We start from the raw sequence: 17855 nt of genomic DNA on the forward strand, positions 1-17855 counted from the left end.
TCGATCATTATTAATAAATGAGTGGGATGCCTGCGGTTTGACATCTCCCGGAAAATATACTGAAAGTAATTTTTAAGCAATCGTTATGCAATGAGCACATTATGATTAAGTTATAAAATTTACCTTAAAGTAAAACATGAGGTCCTGAAGAAGGCTTTCCTACCTTTTAAAGGCGCTTCCACCATGCTTCAAAGGTGGACCTGATACGCTTCATCTATGCTTTAACCATGCTTCAAGCACGCTTCAAAGGTGGACTTGATCCTTAATATTCCGTTACGCCAGGTCGCGGCAGGCACGGTACACATCTTTCCATTCCTCGCGTGTTTTCACTACCGTTTCCAGGTATTCCTGCCAAACCAGTTTATCCTGAACGGGGTCTTTCACTACGGCGCCGATGATGCCTGCGGCAAGATCGGCAGCATTGAGGGTGCCATCGCCAAACCAGGCGGCGAGGGTGAGACCATTGTTAACCACAGAAATGGCTTCAGCAGTGCTGAGGGTGCCACCGGGCGACTTCAGCTTGGTTTTACCATCGAGGGTAACGCCGTTGCGGAGTTCCCGGAAGATGGTAACGATGCGGCGGATTTCTTCAATCGCCGGTTTTTCTGCCGGCAGCTCCATTGTTTTTTCAAAGCTTTCCACTCTTCTTCTTACGATATCAATTTCTTCTTCCATAGAATCCGGAACAGGCAGGATAACGGTATTGAATCGGCGTTTCAGCGCACTGGATAATTCATTTACGCCTTTATCGCGGTTGTTGGCGGTGGCAATGATGTTGAATCCTTTGGTAGCCTGAACTTCTGTATTCAGTTCCGGAATGGGAAGCGTTTTTTCCGACAGGATAGTGATGAGGGTATCCTGCACATCGGCGCCGATGCGGGTGAGTTCTTCTATACGGGCAATTTTACCTTCCTGCATGGCGCGCATCACCGGCGTTTCCACCAGGGCATTCCGGGTAGGGCCTTCTGCCAGCAGACGGGCATAGTTCCAGCCGTACCGCACGCTTTCTTCGCTGGTGCCGGCAGTGCCCTGTATAATGAGCGTGGAATCGCCGCTGATGGCGGCGGCCAGGTGCTCGCTCACCCAACTTTTGGCGGTACCGGGTAAGCCATACAACAGCAGGGCCCTGTCGGTGGCGAGGGTAGCAACCGCGATTTCCATGAGGCGTTTGCTGCCAATATATTTAGGGGTGACTTCAAAACCGTTCTTCAGTTTTCCGCCGATCAGGTAGGTGACCACCGATTGGGGTGTCAGTAACCAGTTTTGCGGACGCTTCCCCGGGTCGTCTTTTTTCAGTTCTTCCAGCTCCTGTGCATACAGTTGTTCGGCGTGGTAACGTAAAATGTCTGACATGGTATGTTGATTAATGTGTTTGGATTAAAGTGATTGTATCTGGCTTTTTGCCTGGAGCAGCCGGCCCAGGTGAACCTTTATATTATTCCAGTACCCGGTGTGATAGGCTTCCACGGGCGTGATATCGTCCAGGGTGGCGGCAATGGCCACGGGTATTTGCCGGATATGATTGTTCATGAATTGCTGGTTGTAGGTGTAAGGCTGTGTGGCCGCATATTTGAATATCCGGGTACACAGCGGGAGGCTCCATTCTTCCTGGTTGTTGCAGGCGTACTGGATGATGGAATCCGGGTGTTCATCAAAAAACTTTTCACTGAACTGCTGCTGTTGTTCCGGCGGCAGCATGGGAATGATATCTATATAAAATGTTTCACTGTGATGCATAAACGAAAGGGCGCGCTCCTTGTCTTCAAACCAGGCGATGGCCAGCACCAGCGCCGGGATAAAGGGTTTCAGCGAATCCTGCAACTGAAAAAGGGCGATCACCCTTTCCGTATTCCGCTTGAAATGCTCTTCCCAGCGGGCGGGATGTACGAGGCTGATCAGCTGGTAGAGGATGTGTGTTTCATCCGTGATGGTTTTATCGTTGCTGAGTTTTTCGATGCCGCTCTGGAAGATGCTGTCGTCTGTTATTTCCGGGAGGGCTACGGTTACCTGTCCGTATTCATCGAGTTGTATGGCGCCGGCTATGATCTGCCAGTATTTTTCATGCAGCGAGGAGCCGGGCAGTTTTTTCAGGATGCGGGTGGCGGTTTCTTTTACCTGTTTACTTTTTTCAGTAAGCAGGGATTCCAGCCAGGGAACGTCTGCAGGGTTTGCGGGTTGTTCCAGTACGGAGAGCAGTTCCGTTTTCACGGTGGCGCTTTCTTTGGGCCAGGATTGTTCCAGCCAGGTGCGGGCCATTACGGGATCGGCTGCACGCAGTTCTTTCAGCGCTTCTACACGTTGTGCCGTGGCGCCGTTCTGCCACCTGTCTTCGATAGTGTCTGCCACGCGTGAAAAGTTCCAGTCGGGGTTAAAGTGCCCGAGCCATTCCGCGCGTTGCCCGCCTGTGGCAGCGATCAAAGCCCGCAGCGATTTATTCCGCCAGCCTTTATCGAGCATCACGGGCAGTTGCGCCGGTGGCAGGAGTACGTTGGCTTTGGCGCAGTATTCCAGCCAAAGCTGGAGGAGCTGGATGCTGTCTGTTTCCAGTACCTGTTGTAATACCCTAACGGCGGCGGGTTTACAGTAAGGCTTTGTTTCCGGCGGGCACACTTTCGTGGGTGCTACGCTGGCGGTTACGGGTTGGGTACCGCTTAGCCGGTAGTTGTAGAGTACTGCCGCCAGTTGCAGGAACTTATCTTCTTTATCTGTGTTATCGCCGGTCAGTATGGTATTGGCCGCCTGTTGCAGGGGGCCGCTCATACCGGTGCTGTCGGCCGGCTTTTTAGCCGTGCCAAGTAGGGCAGTATTGATGAGTTGATTCCAGTGCTCCATTATAATATTTTGTATTCCTGTTCGTGCCAAACGCCAATGGGTTCGTATTGGGTTTCTTTACCTGTAACTGCCATGTGCAGGGGTGTTCCTCCGCTCAGTGCCAGCAGTTTCCAGATGTGCTGGAATGTTTTTTTCACGGGCATCAATTGCCGGCGGCTATCCTGCAGCCACCATTGTTCCGCGTGCCAAACGGGGGTGAGGTCTGCGATCGTGTATACCTGGTCGTTATACACGGGCAGTACTTCACTGATGGCGGTTTGTGCGGTTACTACTTCCTGCCATCCGGCGTAGCCGTTGAAGGTATGATTGGCCGGTATTGTTACCTGTTGTTTGATGAGTGCGCGCAGCGGTGCTGCCGAAGGGTAAAATACCAGTTCTGCATTGATGGCGCTGCCGGGTGTGAGGGCGTTGGTGATGGTGCTTTGCCCGCGTACATAAAACTGCAGGATCAGCGCGGGGCGTTTGGTATTTACGCCGTATAGCCAATAGCGTTCTACCACGAGACGGTCTTCTTCCGTAGTTTGTTTTCCCAGTACCTGCCAGGTGTCGGTGATCCCGGTTTGTTCCTTCAGTTCTTCCTGCGAGGTGGAAAATCCGGCGAGGGTACGGATATCCTGCTGTAGTGCAGGCGGGAGGTCGCTGATATGCTGATAGCCTTGTATAACGAGGTAAATGCGGGTGAGCTGGGTGATGAAAACGGATTGCCATCCGTCGTGGAAGTAGCTGATGTCTGCCAGTTCGCGCATCATGGCGGCGAGGCCGGGGGCCTGTGCATCTACCATGCGGCGGATCATATTTTCAAAGAAGGAAGGATCTTTTTCGGGCATGTCCATGATACCGTTGCGCACGAGATCTTTCATCCAGCGGAGGAGTTCTGCGGCGCCGTCGCTTACTTTCTGCATGCGTGCCTGTTGCCTTTTGGCCTGGGCGGTGGTATCTGCCTGCTTCTCTGTAGCAGTGGGCGTTGTATTTTTCTTCTCTTCTTTTTCTGCGCGTTTGGCGAGCCATTCGCTAACCCAGGAGGGCGGTGTTTCTTCGGGGAAGGAAGCCCGCTGCCTGGAGTAGAGCAACAACAGTCCCAGTCCGTGTTTGCAGGGAAACTTACGGCTGGGGCAACTGCATTTGAATGCCATGTTGCCGGTGTCTATCTGTGTCTGGTATGGTTTACTGCCGCTGCCCTGGCATTCGCCCCATAACGCTATTTCGCTGACGCCTTTACTCACCCATTTAGCCGGATTGGCCAGGTCCTTCCCGGATTTACGGGAAGATTCATCAGGCGCCATAGCAAGCACTTGTTCGTCGGATAGGTTCAATGGATTAACGATTTAAACCGCAAAGTAAATAATTCCATAAAATAAAAAACCAAATATCAGATAACACTACGCAGTGTATTTGATATTTGGTTTTAGTATGTAAGTATTGTGATTTTTTACAGAAAGCCGAGTTCCAGCTTTGCTTCTTCGCTCATCATGTCTTTTGTCCAGGGCGGATCAAAAGTAAGGTGAACATCTACATCAGAAACGCCTTCTATATTTCTTATTTTTTCATCTACTTCCCGGATAATATCGCCGGCTACGGGGCAGCCGGGAGCGGTAAGGGTCATATCGATACCGATCCTGTTATTCTCCTTGATCTTTACTTCGTATACCAGTCCAAGTTCCCATATGTTCACCGGGATTTCCGGGTCGAATACGGTTTTGAGCTGTGCTTCTATCTGTTCTCTTAATGTTGCTTCACTCATTGCTGGTTAATTTTAGCCTGGTAGGCGATGGCGTACAGCTTCATTTGTTTGAGCATACTCAGTAACCCGTTGGAGCGGGTAGGCGAGAGGTGGCTGCTCAGGCCGATGGCATCGATAAAATAAATTTCTGCTGCGGCAATTTCCTGTGGTGTATGACCGGAAAGTACATAAATCATCAGGCTAACAAGCCCTTTGGTGATTACGGCATCGCTGTCGCCGGTAAAGAACAATTTGCCGTCTTTCAGCTCTGTATGCAGCCACACGCGCGACTGGCAGCCTTTGATGAGATTGTCCGGCGTTTTAAATTCTTCTGAGATGAGTGGTAATTCCTTACCCAGCTGGATGATATATTCGTATTTATCTTCCCAGCTGCCCATCACCGAAAAATCGGATATAATTTCTTCCTGTATTTCCTGAATCGTCATATTCACCTGTTTACAAAAGCATGGCGCTGGCTCTTTTTATGCCGGCTACCAGTTTGTCTATTTCTTCTTTGGTATTATAGAAAGAAAGGGATGCACGTACCGTACCGGGGATTTTAAAGATATCCATCAGTGGTTCGGTGCAATGGTGTCCTGTTCTTACGGCGATGCCTTGCTGATCCAGCAGTTCACCCATATCAAACGGATGGATGTTGTGTACCAGGAAGGAGATAGCGCCGCTTCTTTCTGCTGCGTCTCCGATAAAACGGATACCATCGATCTGTCGTAGTTCCTGCATGGCATATTCCATCAGCTCTTCTTCCCATTGCTGGATTTTGGAGATCCCGGTTTGCTGCAGGTATTGGATAGCCGCGCCCAGTGCGATGCCACCAGCAATGTTAGGGGTACCGGCTTCAAATTTATACGGCAGTTCGTTGTATATTGTTTTTTCGAAAGTAACGGTTTTGATCATATCGCCACCACCCTGGTAGGGGGGCAGTTTATTGAGCCATTCCTTTTTGCCATAGAGTACACCGGTTCCGGTAGGTCCATAAATTTTATGACCGGAGAAAGCGAGGAAATCAACGTCGAGTGCCTGTACATCAATACTGATATGCTGGATCGCCTGAGCGGCATCGAGCAGTACCGGTATATTGCGTGCATGCGCCAGCGTTATAATATCCTGCACCGGGTTGATGGTGCCCATTGTATTGGAAACGTAGGTAACGGCTACTATTTTCACGGAGTCGTCCAGCATGGCTTCGTATGCATCCATCCGGAGTTCACCGCGGTCGTTGATAGGAATTACCTTGAGTGTGGCGCCGGTTTCTTCGCAGGCTATCTGCCAGGGCACTATATTACTATGGTGTTCCATGGCGGAAATGATAACGCTGTCGCCTGGTTTGAGGAAGCGGCGGCTCATGGTATTGGCTACCAGGTTGATGCTGGCGGTGGTACCTGCGGTGAAGATCACTTCATGCGGGTCGGCGGCATTGATATAACCTGCAATGGTGATGCGGGCTTTTTCGTATGCGTTGGTAGCTACCTGGCTCAGGTGATGTACACCCCGGTGCACATTGCTGTTATATTCTTCGTAACAGCGGGCTTCCGTGTCTATTACAACCTGTGGTTTCTGCGTGGTAGCTCCGTTGTCGAAGTATACCAGCGGTTTACCATGTACCTGTTGCTGCAGGATAGGAAAATCCTTTCTGATCTGCTTTACGTCCAGGCCGTCGGTTATTATGTTAGCAATATGTTCCATTGTAAAATTAGTTATTCATGATCTCCGCAATCTGCGTCTGCAGGAAATGTTGCAGGGCAGGCACCTTCACTGCATCTGTGATGTCGTGGGAGAAGGCGTTTACCATCAGTGCTTTTGCCGCGTCTTCGCCTATACCGCGTGAGCGGAGGTAGAACATGGACTCTTCACTGAACTGACCGGCAGTAAAACCGTGGCTGCACTTTACGTCGTCGGCATAAATTTCCAGCTGAGGCTGGGAGTTGATGTCCGCTTTGGTACCGAGCAGGAGGTTATTGTTCTGCTGGAAAGCATTTGTTTTCTGTGCTTCCTGGTGTACAAGGATCTTGCCGGTAAATACGCCGTTGGCGTTATCGAGCAGTACGCCTTTGTACAGTTCGTTGCTGTTGCAATCGGGCATGATGTGATCCATAAAGGTATGGTTATCTACATGCTGGTGTTTGCTGGCAATATATAAACCGTTCAGATTAGTTTCGGTATGACTGCCATTCAGGGCCACGCTCAGGTTGTTACGGGTGAACGGGGTGTTTGGCAGGGTGAAATTAAAATGGTGATAACGGCTGTCTTTGTGTTGCTGTGCAGCGGTGGTATGTACTTCGCGGAAGCTTTCGGCGCCCTGTTGTACATTATAATGCCACAATTCTGCATTTTCCAGTACCACGGTTTCCAGTACACTGTTCGCAAAAGCGATGGTGGCGGTTTCCGGGTGTACGGAAGTTTCGATGATAGTAGCGGCCGCGTTTCTGTTCAGGATCCACAGGTGGCGTGGCTGAATGAAGGCGTGCGCTGTACAGGAGTAAACGTTTACTACATGTATTGGTTTATCGAGCACGGTGTTGGCAGCCAGTTCAAGATACAGGCCATCTGCGAAGAGGGCTGTATTCAGCTGTGCCAATGATTCGGCGGCCAGGTGGTGCTGTTCGTTGAAATAAGTAACAAAGCCTGGTGCGGTAGTATGGGCGCTCATGGCGCCAAGGGTAATACCTTTACCTTGCGGCAGGGTAGACTGATCCGCCTGCAGGTGGCCATTTACCAGCACGATGCGGTAGCAGTCCAGCTCAGGAATAGCGGTGCTGTTTATTACTGCTTCTGAAACGGGGGAAGCGGTAGAGAGCAGTTCATAAGGAAACTCTTTCAGGTAGCGCTGAATATTCGTGTAGCGCCATGCTTCCGTTTTCAGCGTAGGCAAGCCTATTGCAGAGAAACGCTCCAGCGCCTTGCGGCGGATGTCCTGCAGCGTATCCGTAGCGAGGGCCGGAACCTGTGCCGACAGTGCATTTACATCTTCTGTTAACGCCTGGTAAAATGGCAATATCATATCGCTTGTCATAGTTCTTTTTATACAGATTCTTTCAAATGTAATTCCTCTTTCAGCCAGTCGTATCCTCTTTCTTCGAGTTCCAGTGCCAGTTCTTTGGTACCGGTTTTAATGATACGGCCGTTGTATAATACATGCACAAAGTCAGGTATGATATACTCCAGCAGGCGTTGATAGTGAGTAATCACTACGAAAGATTTTTCTGCATCGCGTAATTTGTTTACACCATTTGAAACAATACGCAGTGCATCGATATCCAGTCCGGAATCTGTTTCATCCAGTATGGCCAGCTGTGGGTCCAGCATAGCGAGTTGGAAAATTTCGTTACGTTTCTTTTCGCCACCGCTGAATCCTTCGTTGAGGGAACGGTTCATCAGGTTGGAGTGGAAGTCAACCAGTTGTTGTTTTTCTTTGGTCAGCTTCAGGAATTCCCTGGCTTCGAGGGCCGGGAGACCTTTATACGCCCTGATTTCGTTCAGTGCGGTTTTGAGGAAGTTGAGGTTAGAAACACCTGGAATTTCTACGGGGTATTGAAAAGCGAGGAAAACACCTTCGCGGGCGCGTTCTTCCGGAGCCATATCCAGCAGATTTTTGCCGTTGAACCAAACTTCACCTTCGGTGACAGTGTAGTTATCCCGTCCCGCCAGAACAGAAGCCAATGAGCTTTTGCCGGAACCGTTAGGCCCCATGATGGCGTGCATTTCTCCTTTGTTTATTTCGAGATTAATGCCTTTCAGAATTTTTTTCCCTTCTACTTCTGCGTGCAGATTTTTAATCGTCAGCATGATTGTTTTATTTCGTTCTGTATGTATTAATTGGATAATGAGTTATCCAACGCTTCCTTCAAGTGTAATAGATAATAATTTTTGTGCTTCCACTGCAAACTCCATTGGGAGCTGGTTCAGTACTTCCTTCACATAACCGTTTACGATCAGGGCTACTGCTTTTTCGCTGTCGATGCCACGCTGGTTCAGGTAGAAGATCTGGTCTTCACCGATTTTCGAAGTGGTGGCTTCGTGTTCGATCATGGCAGTTTTGTTTCTTGATTCGATATACGGGAACGTGTGTGAGCCGCATTGGTTACCGATGAGCAGGGAATCGCACTGGGTGAAGTTACGTGCATTGTCGGCACGTGGCCCAACGGATACCAGGCCGCGGTAGCTGTTGTCACCTCTGCCGGCAGAAATACCTTTGGAGATGATACGGCTTTTGGTGCCTTTACCGATGTGGTGGATTTTGGTACCGGTATCAGCGATCTGTTTGTTACGGACTACTGCTACGGAGTAAAATTCACCTTCGGAATGGTCGCCCTGCAGGATTACGCTGGGATATTTCCAGGTAATAGCGGAGCCGGTTTCTACCTGTGTCCAGGAGATCTTGCTGGCAGCGCCTTTGCAGATACCTCTTTTGGTAACGAAGTTATAGATCCCGCCTTTACCGTCTTTATCGCCGGGATACCAGTTTTGTACGGTAGAGTATTTTATTTCCGCCTGTTCGAGTGCTATCAGTTCCACTACTGCTGCGTGCAGTTGATTTTCATCACGCATAGGAGCGGTACAGCCTTCGAGGTAGCTTACGTAGCTGTTATCGTCTGCAATGATCAGGGTACGTTCAAATTGTCCGGTGTTCTGCGCATTGATACGGAAGTAAGTGCTCAGTTCCATCGGGCAGCGTACGCCTTTGGGAATGTATACGAAGGAGCCGTCGGAAAATACGGCGGCGTTGAGTGCTGCGAAGATGTTGTCAGTATGTGGAACTACGCTGCCCAGGTATTTCTTTACCAGGTCGGGGTGTTCCTGTACTGCTTCACCGAAAGAGCAGAAGATCACGCCCATTTCTTTCAGTTTTCCTTTGAAAGTGGTGGCTACGGAAACGCTGTCGAAAACGGCATCTACGGCTACACCGGTAAGGGCTTTCTGTTCATTCAGGGGAATACCCAGTTTTGCGAAGGTGGCCAGCAGTTCCGGATCTACTTCATCCAGGCTGTTGAGCTGTTTTTTCTTACGGGGGGCGGCATAGTAGGAAAGTGCCTGCAGATCGAGCTTAGGCATTTCAAAGTGCTGCCATTTCGGGAATTCCATTTTCTTAAACGCGGCAAATCCCTTCAGGCGCCATTCCAGCAGCCATTCGGGCTCATTCTTCTTCGCCGAAATAAAACGGATGATATCTTCATTCAGCCCCGGAGGAGCTATATCCATTTCAATATCGGTGCTAAAGCCAAACTCGTACTCCTTATTGGCTATATCATCAATTATTTCGTTACTGTTGATCATACAAGTTTAATATTTAAACCGCAAAGCTTTCGCCGCAGCTACACGTTCTGGTTGCATTTGGATTATTAAAGTAGAGGCCTTTTCCGTTGAGTCCATCAGAATAGTCCAGTTCTGTACCATACAGGTACAGGAGGCTTTTCATTTGTACCACTACTTTTACGCCTTTATCTTCAAAAACCTGGTCGCCTTCTTCTTCAGTTGCTTCAAATTTCATCACATATTCAAGACCTGAGCAACCACCACCTTTTACGCCTACACGCACAAAGGTGCCCGGCGCATGATGTTCTTTTTCCATCAGCGCTTTGATATATTCTCCTGCTTTTTCTGAAACGGTTATCATACTCAGAATTTGTTTTAATTAGCTATTTACCGGTTTCCCGGCCTTCCTTATCTGTTTATCCTTCAATACCAGCCACTACATGCGATTTAGCCGCACACAGTAACTGCACCATCGTATCCAGTTTATTTTTATAGAACTCAGTGAACCCGCGGGTTTCCGGGTCATACAGGTTGTCTTTCAAAATAGGCAGGGAATATGGTAAAACCCATGCCCTTAGTGCCTTTGCCACTGCGTCCATCGCATTTATACCCTGCATGGCCTGGGTGCCGTCCGCCCAGGACAGCAAAGCTACAACCTTTCCTGTTAAATAAGGACGCTGGTTCTTGCTTGTCATTTCGAGCCAGTCCAGGCAATTTTTCATGGCGCCTGTCATGCTGCCATGATATAAAGGAGTCATCCAGATATGCAGATCCGCCTTGCAAAAAGCTTTGCACATAGCGTCTACTGCGGGTGGTTTTGTTCCTGCTTCCGCCTGGGAGAAAAAGGGGATTTGGGCGTTACCCAGACTGAATATCTCCGGGGAAAATCCTTTCTCTTTTAACTGTTCCGTCAGATACACCGCCAGCTGGTTAGCCGTGGCATAAGGACGATCATCTATTGCACCATTAAATATCAGGACGTTCATTAATATTTAACTTTTAGAGATTTAAATGATTATGAGATTAAATTTTGATGAAGGATCTCATAAACTCACCAAAATCCCAAAATCTTTTTTTTAGCTTTCACAAAAATACCGATATTTGAGAATAAAACAAGTAAGAACTTGGAAAATTATCCAATACGAACCAAGAATGCTGCCGAACGGTTTTTGACGTTGCTCAAGACCCGGGGACCGCTGTCTGCAGCAGAATTGGCCAATGAATTGGGTATTACCGGAGAGGGCGCCAGGCTTCAACTGCTCAAACTGGCAGAAGAAGGATTGGTACAATCGGAAAGTGCTTCCAAGGGCGTAGGACGCCCTGTTTTAATATGGAGCCTTACCCCCCTGGGTAATGCCCGTTTTCCCGACACACATACCGAACTCACCCTTCAGCTGATCCAGACCATTAAGAATGTGCTGGGTAAGGAAGCGCTCGATAACGTAGTGAACGCCCGGGAGAAAAGCCAGCTGGAAAAATACAGCAGTGCCCTGGAAGGGGTTAACGGTATTGAAAACCGGCTTACCTCGTTTGCGGCCATCCGTTCCGGGGAAGGCTACCTGGCTGAATGGAAAAAAGAAGGCGATACCTATTATTTTATAGAGAATCACTGTCCCATTTGCTGTGCCGCCACAGAATGTGATAATATCTGTACTTCCGAGATGAGGACGTTTGTCAGCATACTCGGAGAAAAAATGAATGTGTCGCGGATGGAACACATTATCAACGGCGCCCGCCGTTGTGTGTACAAAATAGAAGCGGAGTAAATGCCGCGGAGGTTGTCTTTCCCAGGATTACACTGATTTTTTTGATTTTATTTTAAGATGAGCACCAATGTACCGGCTATAATGAGTCCGGCGCCGATGGCTGTTTTCCAGGTGAGTTCTTCATGCAGGAAAATGGCTGACAGGATTATGGTGAGCGCTACACTGAGCTTGTCCACCGGCGCTACCTGTGATACTTTCCCTATCTGGAGCGCTTTAAAATAAAAGATCCACGAACAGCCGGTAGCAATGCCGGATAATACGAGGAAGAGCAGTCCGTGTTTTGATACGGCGCCGAAACTTTTATATTCCCCTCTTGCAAATACAATAGCCCAGGCCAGTACCAGTATAACGATCGTCCGGATGGCGGTAGCCAGGTTGGAAGGGACGTCCGCTACCCCGATTTTGGCGAGGATAGCGGTTAGTGCCGCGAAGAAAGCGGATAGCAATGCATAAAACCACCACATATTTTTCCTGATTTACGGTCCGAAATTATCCCCGAAAACTGAAGGAATGTTGTAGCCGGGGTCAGATCTTTCTTCCTAAAATTTTCAAACTTCTTTCCACACCATCCAGCACCGCAATTTCCGGCAGGTGCGCCCATTCTTCAAAACCCATATTCATAAACAGTTTCAGACTGGGTTCATTGTGTGCAAAGATGAAACCCAGCAGGGTTTGTACGCCAAATTCCGGCGCCACGGTAATGGCATGTTGCAGTATTTTTTTGCCTAATCCTTTGCCACGGGCTGTTTCATCGAGGTAGATACTTACTTCCACGGTGCCGTTGTAGGCGGGGCGGCCGTAAAAAGACTGAAAGCTCATCCAGCCTACATTGCTGCCGTCGTCGTCTATCATCCACAATGGACGGTGAGTGCTGTTGTGTGCATGAAACCAGGGCAGCCGGCTTTCCACGGTAACAGGCGCCGTATCGGCGGTCACCATCCGGCCGGCGATAGTAGTGTTATAAATTTCAACGATCCGTGGCAGGTCGGCTTCTGTAGCATGCCGGAATTGTAAGCTCATGGTATATAATAATTAGAAAATAGATTCCCTTGTATGTTCGTGTCTTAAAAGACTGTAGAGTTCTGCGTTTACAAATTTTCCTTTTTCAAAGAAGGCATCTCTTAAAAAACCTTCATACCGGAATCCCAGTCTGCTTAACAATTTGGAAGACGCCTGGTTTTCCGGGTCCACAAAGGCTTCAATGCGGTTGAACTGTAATTCCTCGTAGCCATAGGTGAGCATGGCGCTGATGGCTTCTTTCATCACGCCTTTGCCCCAGTAAACCGGTTGCAGGTCGTACCCGATTTCCGCTTTGAAATGTGTTTTGTTGATTTTGTGATATCCGCAGGTGCCTATCAGTTCGTCCTTTCCGGCCAGTGTGATGGCCCATCGCATGCCTTCTTCCTTTTCCAGGCTTTGGCGGAAGAACTGTATAATATGTGTGGCTTCACTGATATTGGAAAAAGAATCAATGTCCATATATTTTGTGACCGCATCATCTGAAAAATGCCTGAAGAGGGCGGCGGTATCCTTATCTTCTATGGGTCTCAGCACCAGGTCGCCGGTACTTAAAACGGGTAAATGCATGATACGGTTGCCGGTTTAGGTTGGAGCAAAGCTAACAGATATTGCGAAATTGTCCATAGGAACCTCGATTTTAATCCCGCTTTAATGCCCGCCCGGGTAAACAATCCTACTTTTGCAGGGGTTATTGCTTATAATTTTTTGATATGAAAATACTGGTTATAGAAGATGAAGTTAAAGTGGGCGCTTTCATCAAACGCGGGCTGGAGGAGCATCACCACCAGGTGGATGTGCATACAAATGGAATTGCCGGTCAGCAGGCTGCCCTGGAACAGGATTACGATCTCATTTTACTGGACCTGATGTTGCCGGGTATAAACGGAACGGCTGTATGTAAAAATCTGCGCGCACTGGAAATCAGTGTACCTATATTAATGCTCACAGCGTTGAACGCCACGCAGGATATTGTAGAAGGACTCAATGCCGGCGCCGACGACTATCTCGCCAAGCCTTTTCATTTTTCCGAGCTGATAGCCCGTATCAATGCGTTGTCGAGAAGAAAAAGTCATTTCCACCAGGAGCAGGCGGTGCTTACGTTTGCGGATCTTCAGCTGAATACCCATACCAAAACCGCCAGCCGCGATGGACAGGAAATTGTGCTCACCGCAAAGGAATATGCGTTGCTGGAACTGCTGCTCCGCAATACGGGCAAGGTGCTGTCCCGCGCGCTCATCTCTGAGGCCGTATGGGGCCTGGAGTTTGACACGGGCACCAACACCATTGATGTATACGTTAATTATCTCCGGAATAAAATTGAAAAAGGCTTTACCGGCGAAAAGCTGATCCACACCGTAGTTGGGATGGGTTATGTGATGAAACAGAAATAAGCTTATGAAGATCCGGCACCGGCTATCACTGCAGTTTACCCTGATTTCGGGAATTATTCTTACGGTTGTTTTCGTACTGATATACCTGTTATCTGCCCAATATATCCAGAACAGTTTTTATAAGCTGTTGCAGATGCGTGCATTGGTAACGGCGCAGGTGTACCTGGAAAAGGACGAGCTGACGAAGAAGAAATTCCTCGAAATAGAGAAGAGCTACCGGGAACGGATACCCGATGAATTCAGTAATATTTATGATCAGCATAACCAGGCAGTGTTCATTGAAAAAACAAGGTACAACTGGCCGGTGTCGCTGCTGGAAACCATCCGTCACAGGGAAGTGTACCGGTTCCGTTTCCAGGAAGAGTCGGGGTTGGGGATCTATTATCCCGATAACCAGGGCGACTTTGTAGTGATTGTAACCGCGCGTAATACCGCGGGCATCCAGCAGCTGCAGTATCTTTTGTGGATCCTGATCGTGATGTTTTTTGCAGCATTGCTGATCACTTTCCTGATGGGGCAGTGGTATGCCAGCAGAGCGCTGGAACCCATCAAAAGCATTAACCGGCAGGTGCAGAAGATCCGCTCCAACAACCTGCACATGCGGGTGCAGCAGGGATTGAATAAAGATGAAATAGATGAACTGGCCACTAATTTTAATGGTCTTTTGCAACACCTGGAACAGGCTTTTGATATGCAGCGTTCTTTTGTGTCCAATGCTTCTCATGAGTTGCGTACGCCATTAACCACTATTATCGGGGAGATAGAAGTCACGCTGCAGAACAGCCGGAGCCGGGATGAATATGTACAAACGCTGGGTACTTTGCTCGGTGAGTCGGAGAAACTGAAGATTATTACGGATGGCCTGTTGCAGCTTACAAGAGTAGATGCCAATTTAACGGAAGCCAACAGTGAATTGATCCGGCTGGATGAGTTATTGTGGGAACTGGCGGAGTACTGGCGTCATAAATCAACGCCGCTGCAGCTGCATGTGCAACTCAGCGGCTTGCCGGAAGATGCTGCCCTGCTTTGTATCCGCGGCAACCGTTCGCTGATGACCCTGGCGTTGCAGAACATCATCCGCAATGCGTTTAAATTTTCGTATAACCGTGACGTTAGTGCCCGGCTTTCTTATACCGGCAGCGGTATCACCTTGTCTGTAAGCGACCGTGGCATTGGTATAGCGGCAACTGATACCGAAAAGATCTTTATGCCGCTGTACCGCGCGGATAATGCGCATCCTTTTGATGGATATGGTATTGGCTTATCTATGACACAAAAGATCCTGCAGCTGCATAAGGCTACCATCACGGTAAGCAGTGTGTTAGGCCAGGGAACCACGTTTAATATTTTCTTTACTCCCGCCGGAAAATTCTAACCCGGTTTTAACTTCATTCTAATAAGCTGCTAATAGACGCTTACCATCTTTGTGCAACGAAAAAAAGTTGTATGATCAATAGATTAGCAGGGCTTGTACTGTTTGCCACTGTGTTCCGTATTACAGCATCAGCACAGGTTACAGATACACTGACACTAACATTGCCACAGGCGGAGCAGCAATTCCTGCAAAGAAATATTCCTTTACTTACACAGCGTTACAGCATTGATTCGGCCAAAGCAGGCGTGATCACCGCAAAGCTGTACGATAATCCGCAGGTGACTTTTGAGAATGTATTGTATAATCATACCACCCGGAAGTGGTTCGACTTTTCTTACGCCGGACAGAACAGCCTGCAGGCGGAGCAGTTATTCAAACTGGCCGGCAAGCGCAACAAGGCGGTGAAGCTGGCCCAGAGCGGGGTTAAAATGAGTGAGTACCAGTTCTACGACCTGTTGCGTACTCTCCGGTTTTCTCTTCATGATAATTTTTACGATCTCTATTACAAGGAGCAGTCGCTGGAAACATTTGCCAGCCAGATTACTTTTTTACAAACGGTAGTGAGTGTGTTTACGGCGCAACAGGCGCAAGGGAATATTGCGCCGAAGGAAATTGTGCGTATCAAATCTATGTTGTACGATCTGCAACATGATCATTTGCAGTTGCAGCAGGAGATCCGGGAAACGCAGTCCGATCTGGCATTGCTGATGAGAGTGCCACCTGGTACGGTGATCCGGCCGGTGTTGCCGGAAGGCGTTGGCGATAAACCGATGGCATTGGAATACAGCTTTCAATCATTGCTGGATACTGCGCGGGTAAACCGCTACGATCTGAAGATAGCGCAGGAAACGGTGAACTATAATCACCTGAACGTGCGTCTTCAGAAGTCGATGGCCGTACCCGACCTGCAGCTGGGAGTTTCCTATGATAAGCAGGGCAACTTTGAGCGTAACTATAACGGGTTGAGTGTATCGATGCCATTGCCTTTTTTTAACAGGAACCAGGGGAATATTAAAACCGCACAGGCGGCGCTGGAGAGCAGCAAACTACAGCTGGAGGGGCAGGAAGATGAGCTGGCGCATGAAGTGATGAATAGCTTGCAACAGGCGTTACAAACAGAAAAGCTGGTGCGGGAATTTGATCCCGGTTTTGAAAATGAATACACCACGATGATGAATGAGGTAGAGAAGAATTTCCGGCTTCATAATATCGGGTTGCTTGAATTCATTGATCTGTATGATGCCTATCGGAACAACGTACTCAAAATGAATGAGCTGAAATACGACCGCTTACATGCACTGGAGTCGCTTAATTACACCACCGGTACACCTGTTTTTCATCCCTGATAAATTTTTTTTACATGCAATATTTAGTAAAACGGCATATACCTGCAATTGTTATCATTATATCCCTTAGTGGTATCATCACCGGCTGCGGCAGCAAAGTGACGCCTGAAGAGCCGCGTTCATGGTCACTTTCAGACTCACTGCTCCGCACGCTGGTAGTTGATACCGCTACTGCACGACCGGTTGAAAATGAGTTGCTGCTTACCGGGAAAATCACCGAGAATGAAGATAAAACCGCGCGCATTTTCCCGATGGTGAGTGGCATTGTAACCGCCGTAAAAGTTCATTCCGGCGATTTTGTGCAAAAGGGCCAGGTGCTGGCTATTATTAAAAGCCCGGAAATGGCGGGGTTTACAGCCGATCAGCGTATATCCGTTAATGATATGCAAACCGCCAAAAGGAATATGGAAGTGGCGGCATCTTTTTATAAGAGCGGGTTGAATTCCCAGCGCGAATATGAAGAAGCAAAGAGTACCTATGATAAGGCTGTAGCCGCCTATAATAAATCGCAGGCTATCCTGGATATCAATGGCGGCGGGCATCGTACGGATTATGCCGTGAAAGCGCCGGTACCTGGATTTGTGATCAGCAAGCGCGCCGCTGAAAGTATGCAGTGGCGGCCGGATAACACGGATCCTATTTTTGTGGTGGCCGATCTCAATGAGGTGTGGGCGATGATCAACATTTTTGAGTCGGACATCGCCGGTATCCGGGAGGGAGATAAAGTAGAGATGAGCACTTTATCTTATCCGGATAAAATTTTCTATGGTACTATCGACAAGATCTACAATATACTGGACCCCGAAAATAAAGTGATGAAAGCCAGGGTGGTAGTGAAAAACCCGGGTTTCCTGCTAAAGCCGGAGATGTTTGTGCGTGTGAAAGCCAATCGTCGTTCCGATAGTAATACCGTAAGCATTCCATCGAGGGGGATCATTTTTGACCACGACAAATACTACGTGCTGGTACGTTCCAATGCGAAATGCGGCGTGACCGTAAAAGAGGTGAAGATTGATAAAACCAGCGATGGGCGGGCCTATGTGAGTGCAGGCCTGCAAGAGGGCGACCGGGTGATAGCTTCCCGGCAGGTATTCATTTATGAAACGCTGAAGGATCAGCAGTAAAGCCCATCAC

19 protein-coding genes are annotated in these 17855 nt (G+C 48.6%); 5 read left to right on the forward strand and 14 right to left on the reverse strand.

Annotated elements, in window-relative coordinates:
- Nucleotides 1-273: 273 nt before the first annotated feature.
- From V7S65_RS06005 to V7S65_RS06055, 11 genes are all read right to left on the reverse strand, one after another.
- A complete protein-coding gene (locus V7S65_RS06005; protein WP_079467730.1) occupies nucleotides 274-1353 on the reverse strand; it encodes an ATP-binding protein in 1080 nt (359 codons plus the stop codon).
- 24 nt (nucleotides 1354-1377) lie between these two features.
- Nucleotides 1378-2832: a DUF5691 domain-containing protein gene (locus V7S65_RS06010; protein WP_336388864.1), complete on the reverse strand. Its 1455-nt coding sequence runs from the start codon at nucleotides 2830-2832 to the stop codon at nucleotides 1378-1380.
- The gene (locus tag V7S65_RS06015) at nucleotides 2832-4145 is read right to left on the reverse strand and encodes an SWIM zinc finger family protein (RefSeq protein WP_079467728.1); all 1314 of its coding nucleotides are present in this window, start codon (nucleotides 4143-4145) and stop codon (nucleotides 2832-2834) included. The genes V7S65_RS06010 and V7S65_RS06015 overlap by 1 nt, the downstream gene beginning before the upstream one ends.
- A 116-nt stretch (nucleotides 4146-4261) precedes the next feature.
- Nucleotides 4262-4573 (reverse strand): DUF59 domain-containing protein, encoded by a 312-nt coding sequence (locus V7S65_RS06020; RefSeq protein WP_079467727.1) that lies wholly within the window; start codon nucleotides 4571-4573, stop codon nucleotides 4262-4264.
- Nucleotides 4570-4998 (reverse strand): SufE family protein, encoded by a 429-nt coding sequence (locus V7S65_RS06025; protein WP_079467726.1) that lies wholly within the window; start codon nucleotides 4996-4998, stop codon nucleotides 4570-4572. Before V7S65_RS06025 ends, V7S65_RS06020 begins: the two co-directional genes overlap by 4 nt.
- Nucleotides 4999-5008: 10 nt before the next feature.
- Entirely contained in the window at nucleotides 5009-6256 is a 1248-nt protein-coding gene (locus tag V7S65_RS06030) for an aminotransferase class V-fold PLP-dependent enzyme (RefSeq protein ID WP_336388863.1), read from the reverse strand.
- A gap of 7 nt (nucleotides 6257-6263) precedes the next feature.
- The gene (gene sufD, locus V7S65_RS06035; RefSeq protein ID WP_336388862.1) at nucleotides 6264-7583 is read right to left on the reverse strand and encodes a Fe-S cluster assembly protein SufD; all 1320 of its coding nucleotides are present in this window, start codon (nucleotides 7581-7583) and stop codon (nucleotides 6264-6266) included.
- Between the two features lie 8 nt (nucleotides 7584-7591).
- Complete coding sequence (gene sufC / locus V7S65_RS06040) at nucleotides 7592-8356, reverse strand: Fe-S cluster assembly ATPase SufC (RefSeq protein WP_079467723.1); 765 nt, start codon at nucleotides 8354-8356, stop codon at nucleotides 7592-7594.
- A gap of 42 nt (nucleotides 8357-8398) precedes the next feature.
- Nucleotides 8399-9844 carry a Fe-S cluster assembly protein SufB gene (gene sufB / locus V7S65_RS06045; RefSeq protein WP_079467722.1) on the reverse strand — a complete coding sequence of 482 codons (1446 nt, stop codon included), beginning with the start codon at nucleotides 9842-9844 and terminating at the stop codon, nucleotides 8399-8401.
- Nucleotides 9845-9857: 13 nt separating this feature from the next.
- On the reverse strand, nucleotides 9858-10184 hold the full coding sequence (locus V7S65_RS06050; RefSeq protein ID WP_079467721.1) for a HesB/IscA family protein: 327 nt from the start codon (nucleotides 10182-10184) through the stop codon (nucleotides 9858-9860).
- Nucleotides 10185-10239: 55 nt separating this feature from the next.
- Entirely contained in the window at nucleotides 10240-10809 is a 570-nt protein-coding gene (locus tag V7S65_RS06055; RefSeq protein WP_079467720.1) for an NADPH-dependent FMN reductase, read from the reverse strand.
- A gap of 138 nt (nucleotides 10810-10947) precedes the next feature.
- Here V7S65_RS06055 and V7S65_RS06060 point away from each other — a divergent pair, with 138 nt between their 5' ends.
- Nucleotides 10948-11589 (forward strand): helix-turn-helix transcriptional regulator, encoded by a 642-nt coding sequence (locus V7S65_RS06060; RefSeq protein ID WP_079467719.1) that lies wholly within the window; start codon nucleotides 10948-10950, stop codon nucleotides 11587-11589.
- Nucleotides 11590-11636: 47 nt separating this feature from the next.
- On the opposite strand, the gene V7S65_RS06065 is transcribed toward V7S65_RS06060, so the two are convergent.
- The 3 genes from V7S65_RS06065 to V7S65_RS06075 form a co-directional block, all read right to left on the reverse strand.
- Nucleotides 11637-12053: an EamA family transporter gene (locus V7S65_RS06065; protein ID WP_336388861.1), complete on the reverse strand. Its 417-nt coding sequence runs from the start codon at nucleotides 12051-12053 to the stop codon at nucleotides 11637-11639.
- Nucleotides 12054-12114: 61 nt separating this feature from the next.
- Nucleotides 12115-12609 carry a GNAT family N-acetyltransferase gene (locus tag V7S65_RS06070; protein ID WP_079467717.1) on the reverse strand — a complete coding sequence of 165 codons (495 nt, stop codon included), beginning with the start codon at nucleotides 12607-12609 and terminating at the stop codon, nucleotides 12115-12117.
- 12 nt (nucleotides 12610-12621) lie between these two features.
- On the reverse strand, nucleotides 12622-13176 hold the full coding sequence (locus V7S65_RS06075) for a GNAT family N-acetyltransferase (RefSeq protein ID WP_079467716.1): 555 nt from the start codon (nucleotides 13174-13176) through the stop codon (nucleotides 12622-12624).
- A gap of 143 nt (nucleotides 13177-13319) precedes the next feature.
- Here V7S65_RS06075 and V7S65_RS06080 point away from each other — a divergent pair, with 143 nt between their 5' ends.
- The 4 genes from V7S65_RS06080 (at nucleotide 13320) to V7S65_RS06095 (ending at nucleotide 17845) form a co-directional block, all read left to right on the forward strand.
- Nucleotides 13320-14000, forward strand: coding sequence for a response regulator transcription factor (locus tag V7S65_RS06080; protein ID WP_336388860.1), 681 nt, complete (start codon nucleotides 13320-13322; stop codon nucleotides 13998-14000).
- Nucleotides 14001-14004: 4 nt separating this feature from the next.
- Nucleotides 14005-15375 carry a sensor histidine kinase gene (locus V7S65_RS06085; protein ID WP_336388859.1) on the forward strand — a complete coding sequence of 457 codons (1371 nt, stop codon included), beginning with the start codon at nucleotides 14005-14007 and terminating at the stop codon, nucleotides 15373-15375.
- A gap of 71 nt (nucleotides 15376-15446) precedes the next feature.
- Nucleotides 15447-16721 carry a TolC family protein gene (locus V7S65_RS06090; protein WP_336388858.1) on the forward strand — a complete coding sequence of 425 codons (1275 nt, stop codon included), beginning with the start codon at nucleotides 15447-15449 and terminating at the stop codon, nucleotides 16719-16721.
- A gap of 14 nt (nucleotides 16722-16735) precedes the next feature.
- Nucleotides 16736-17845 (forward strand): efflux RND transporter periplasmic adaptor subunit, encoded by a 1110-nt coding sequence (locus tag V7S65_RS06095; RefSeq protein ID WP_336388857.1) that lies wholly within the window; start codon nucleotides 16736-16738, stop codon nucleotides 17843-17845.
- Nucleotides 17846-17855: the final 10 nt, after the last annotated feature.

The organism is Chitinophaga sp. CCNWYY40 (genome assembly GCF_037483205.1).
Taxonomy (GTDB): domain Bacteria; phylum Bacteroidota; class Bacteroidia; order Chitinophagales; family Chitinophagaceae; genus Chitinophaga; species Chitinophaga ginsengisegetis.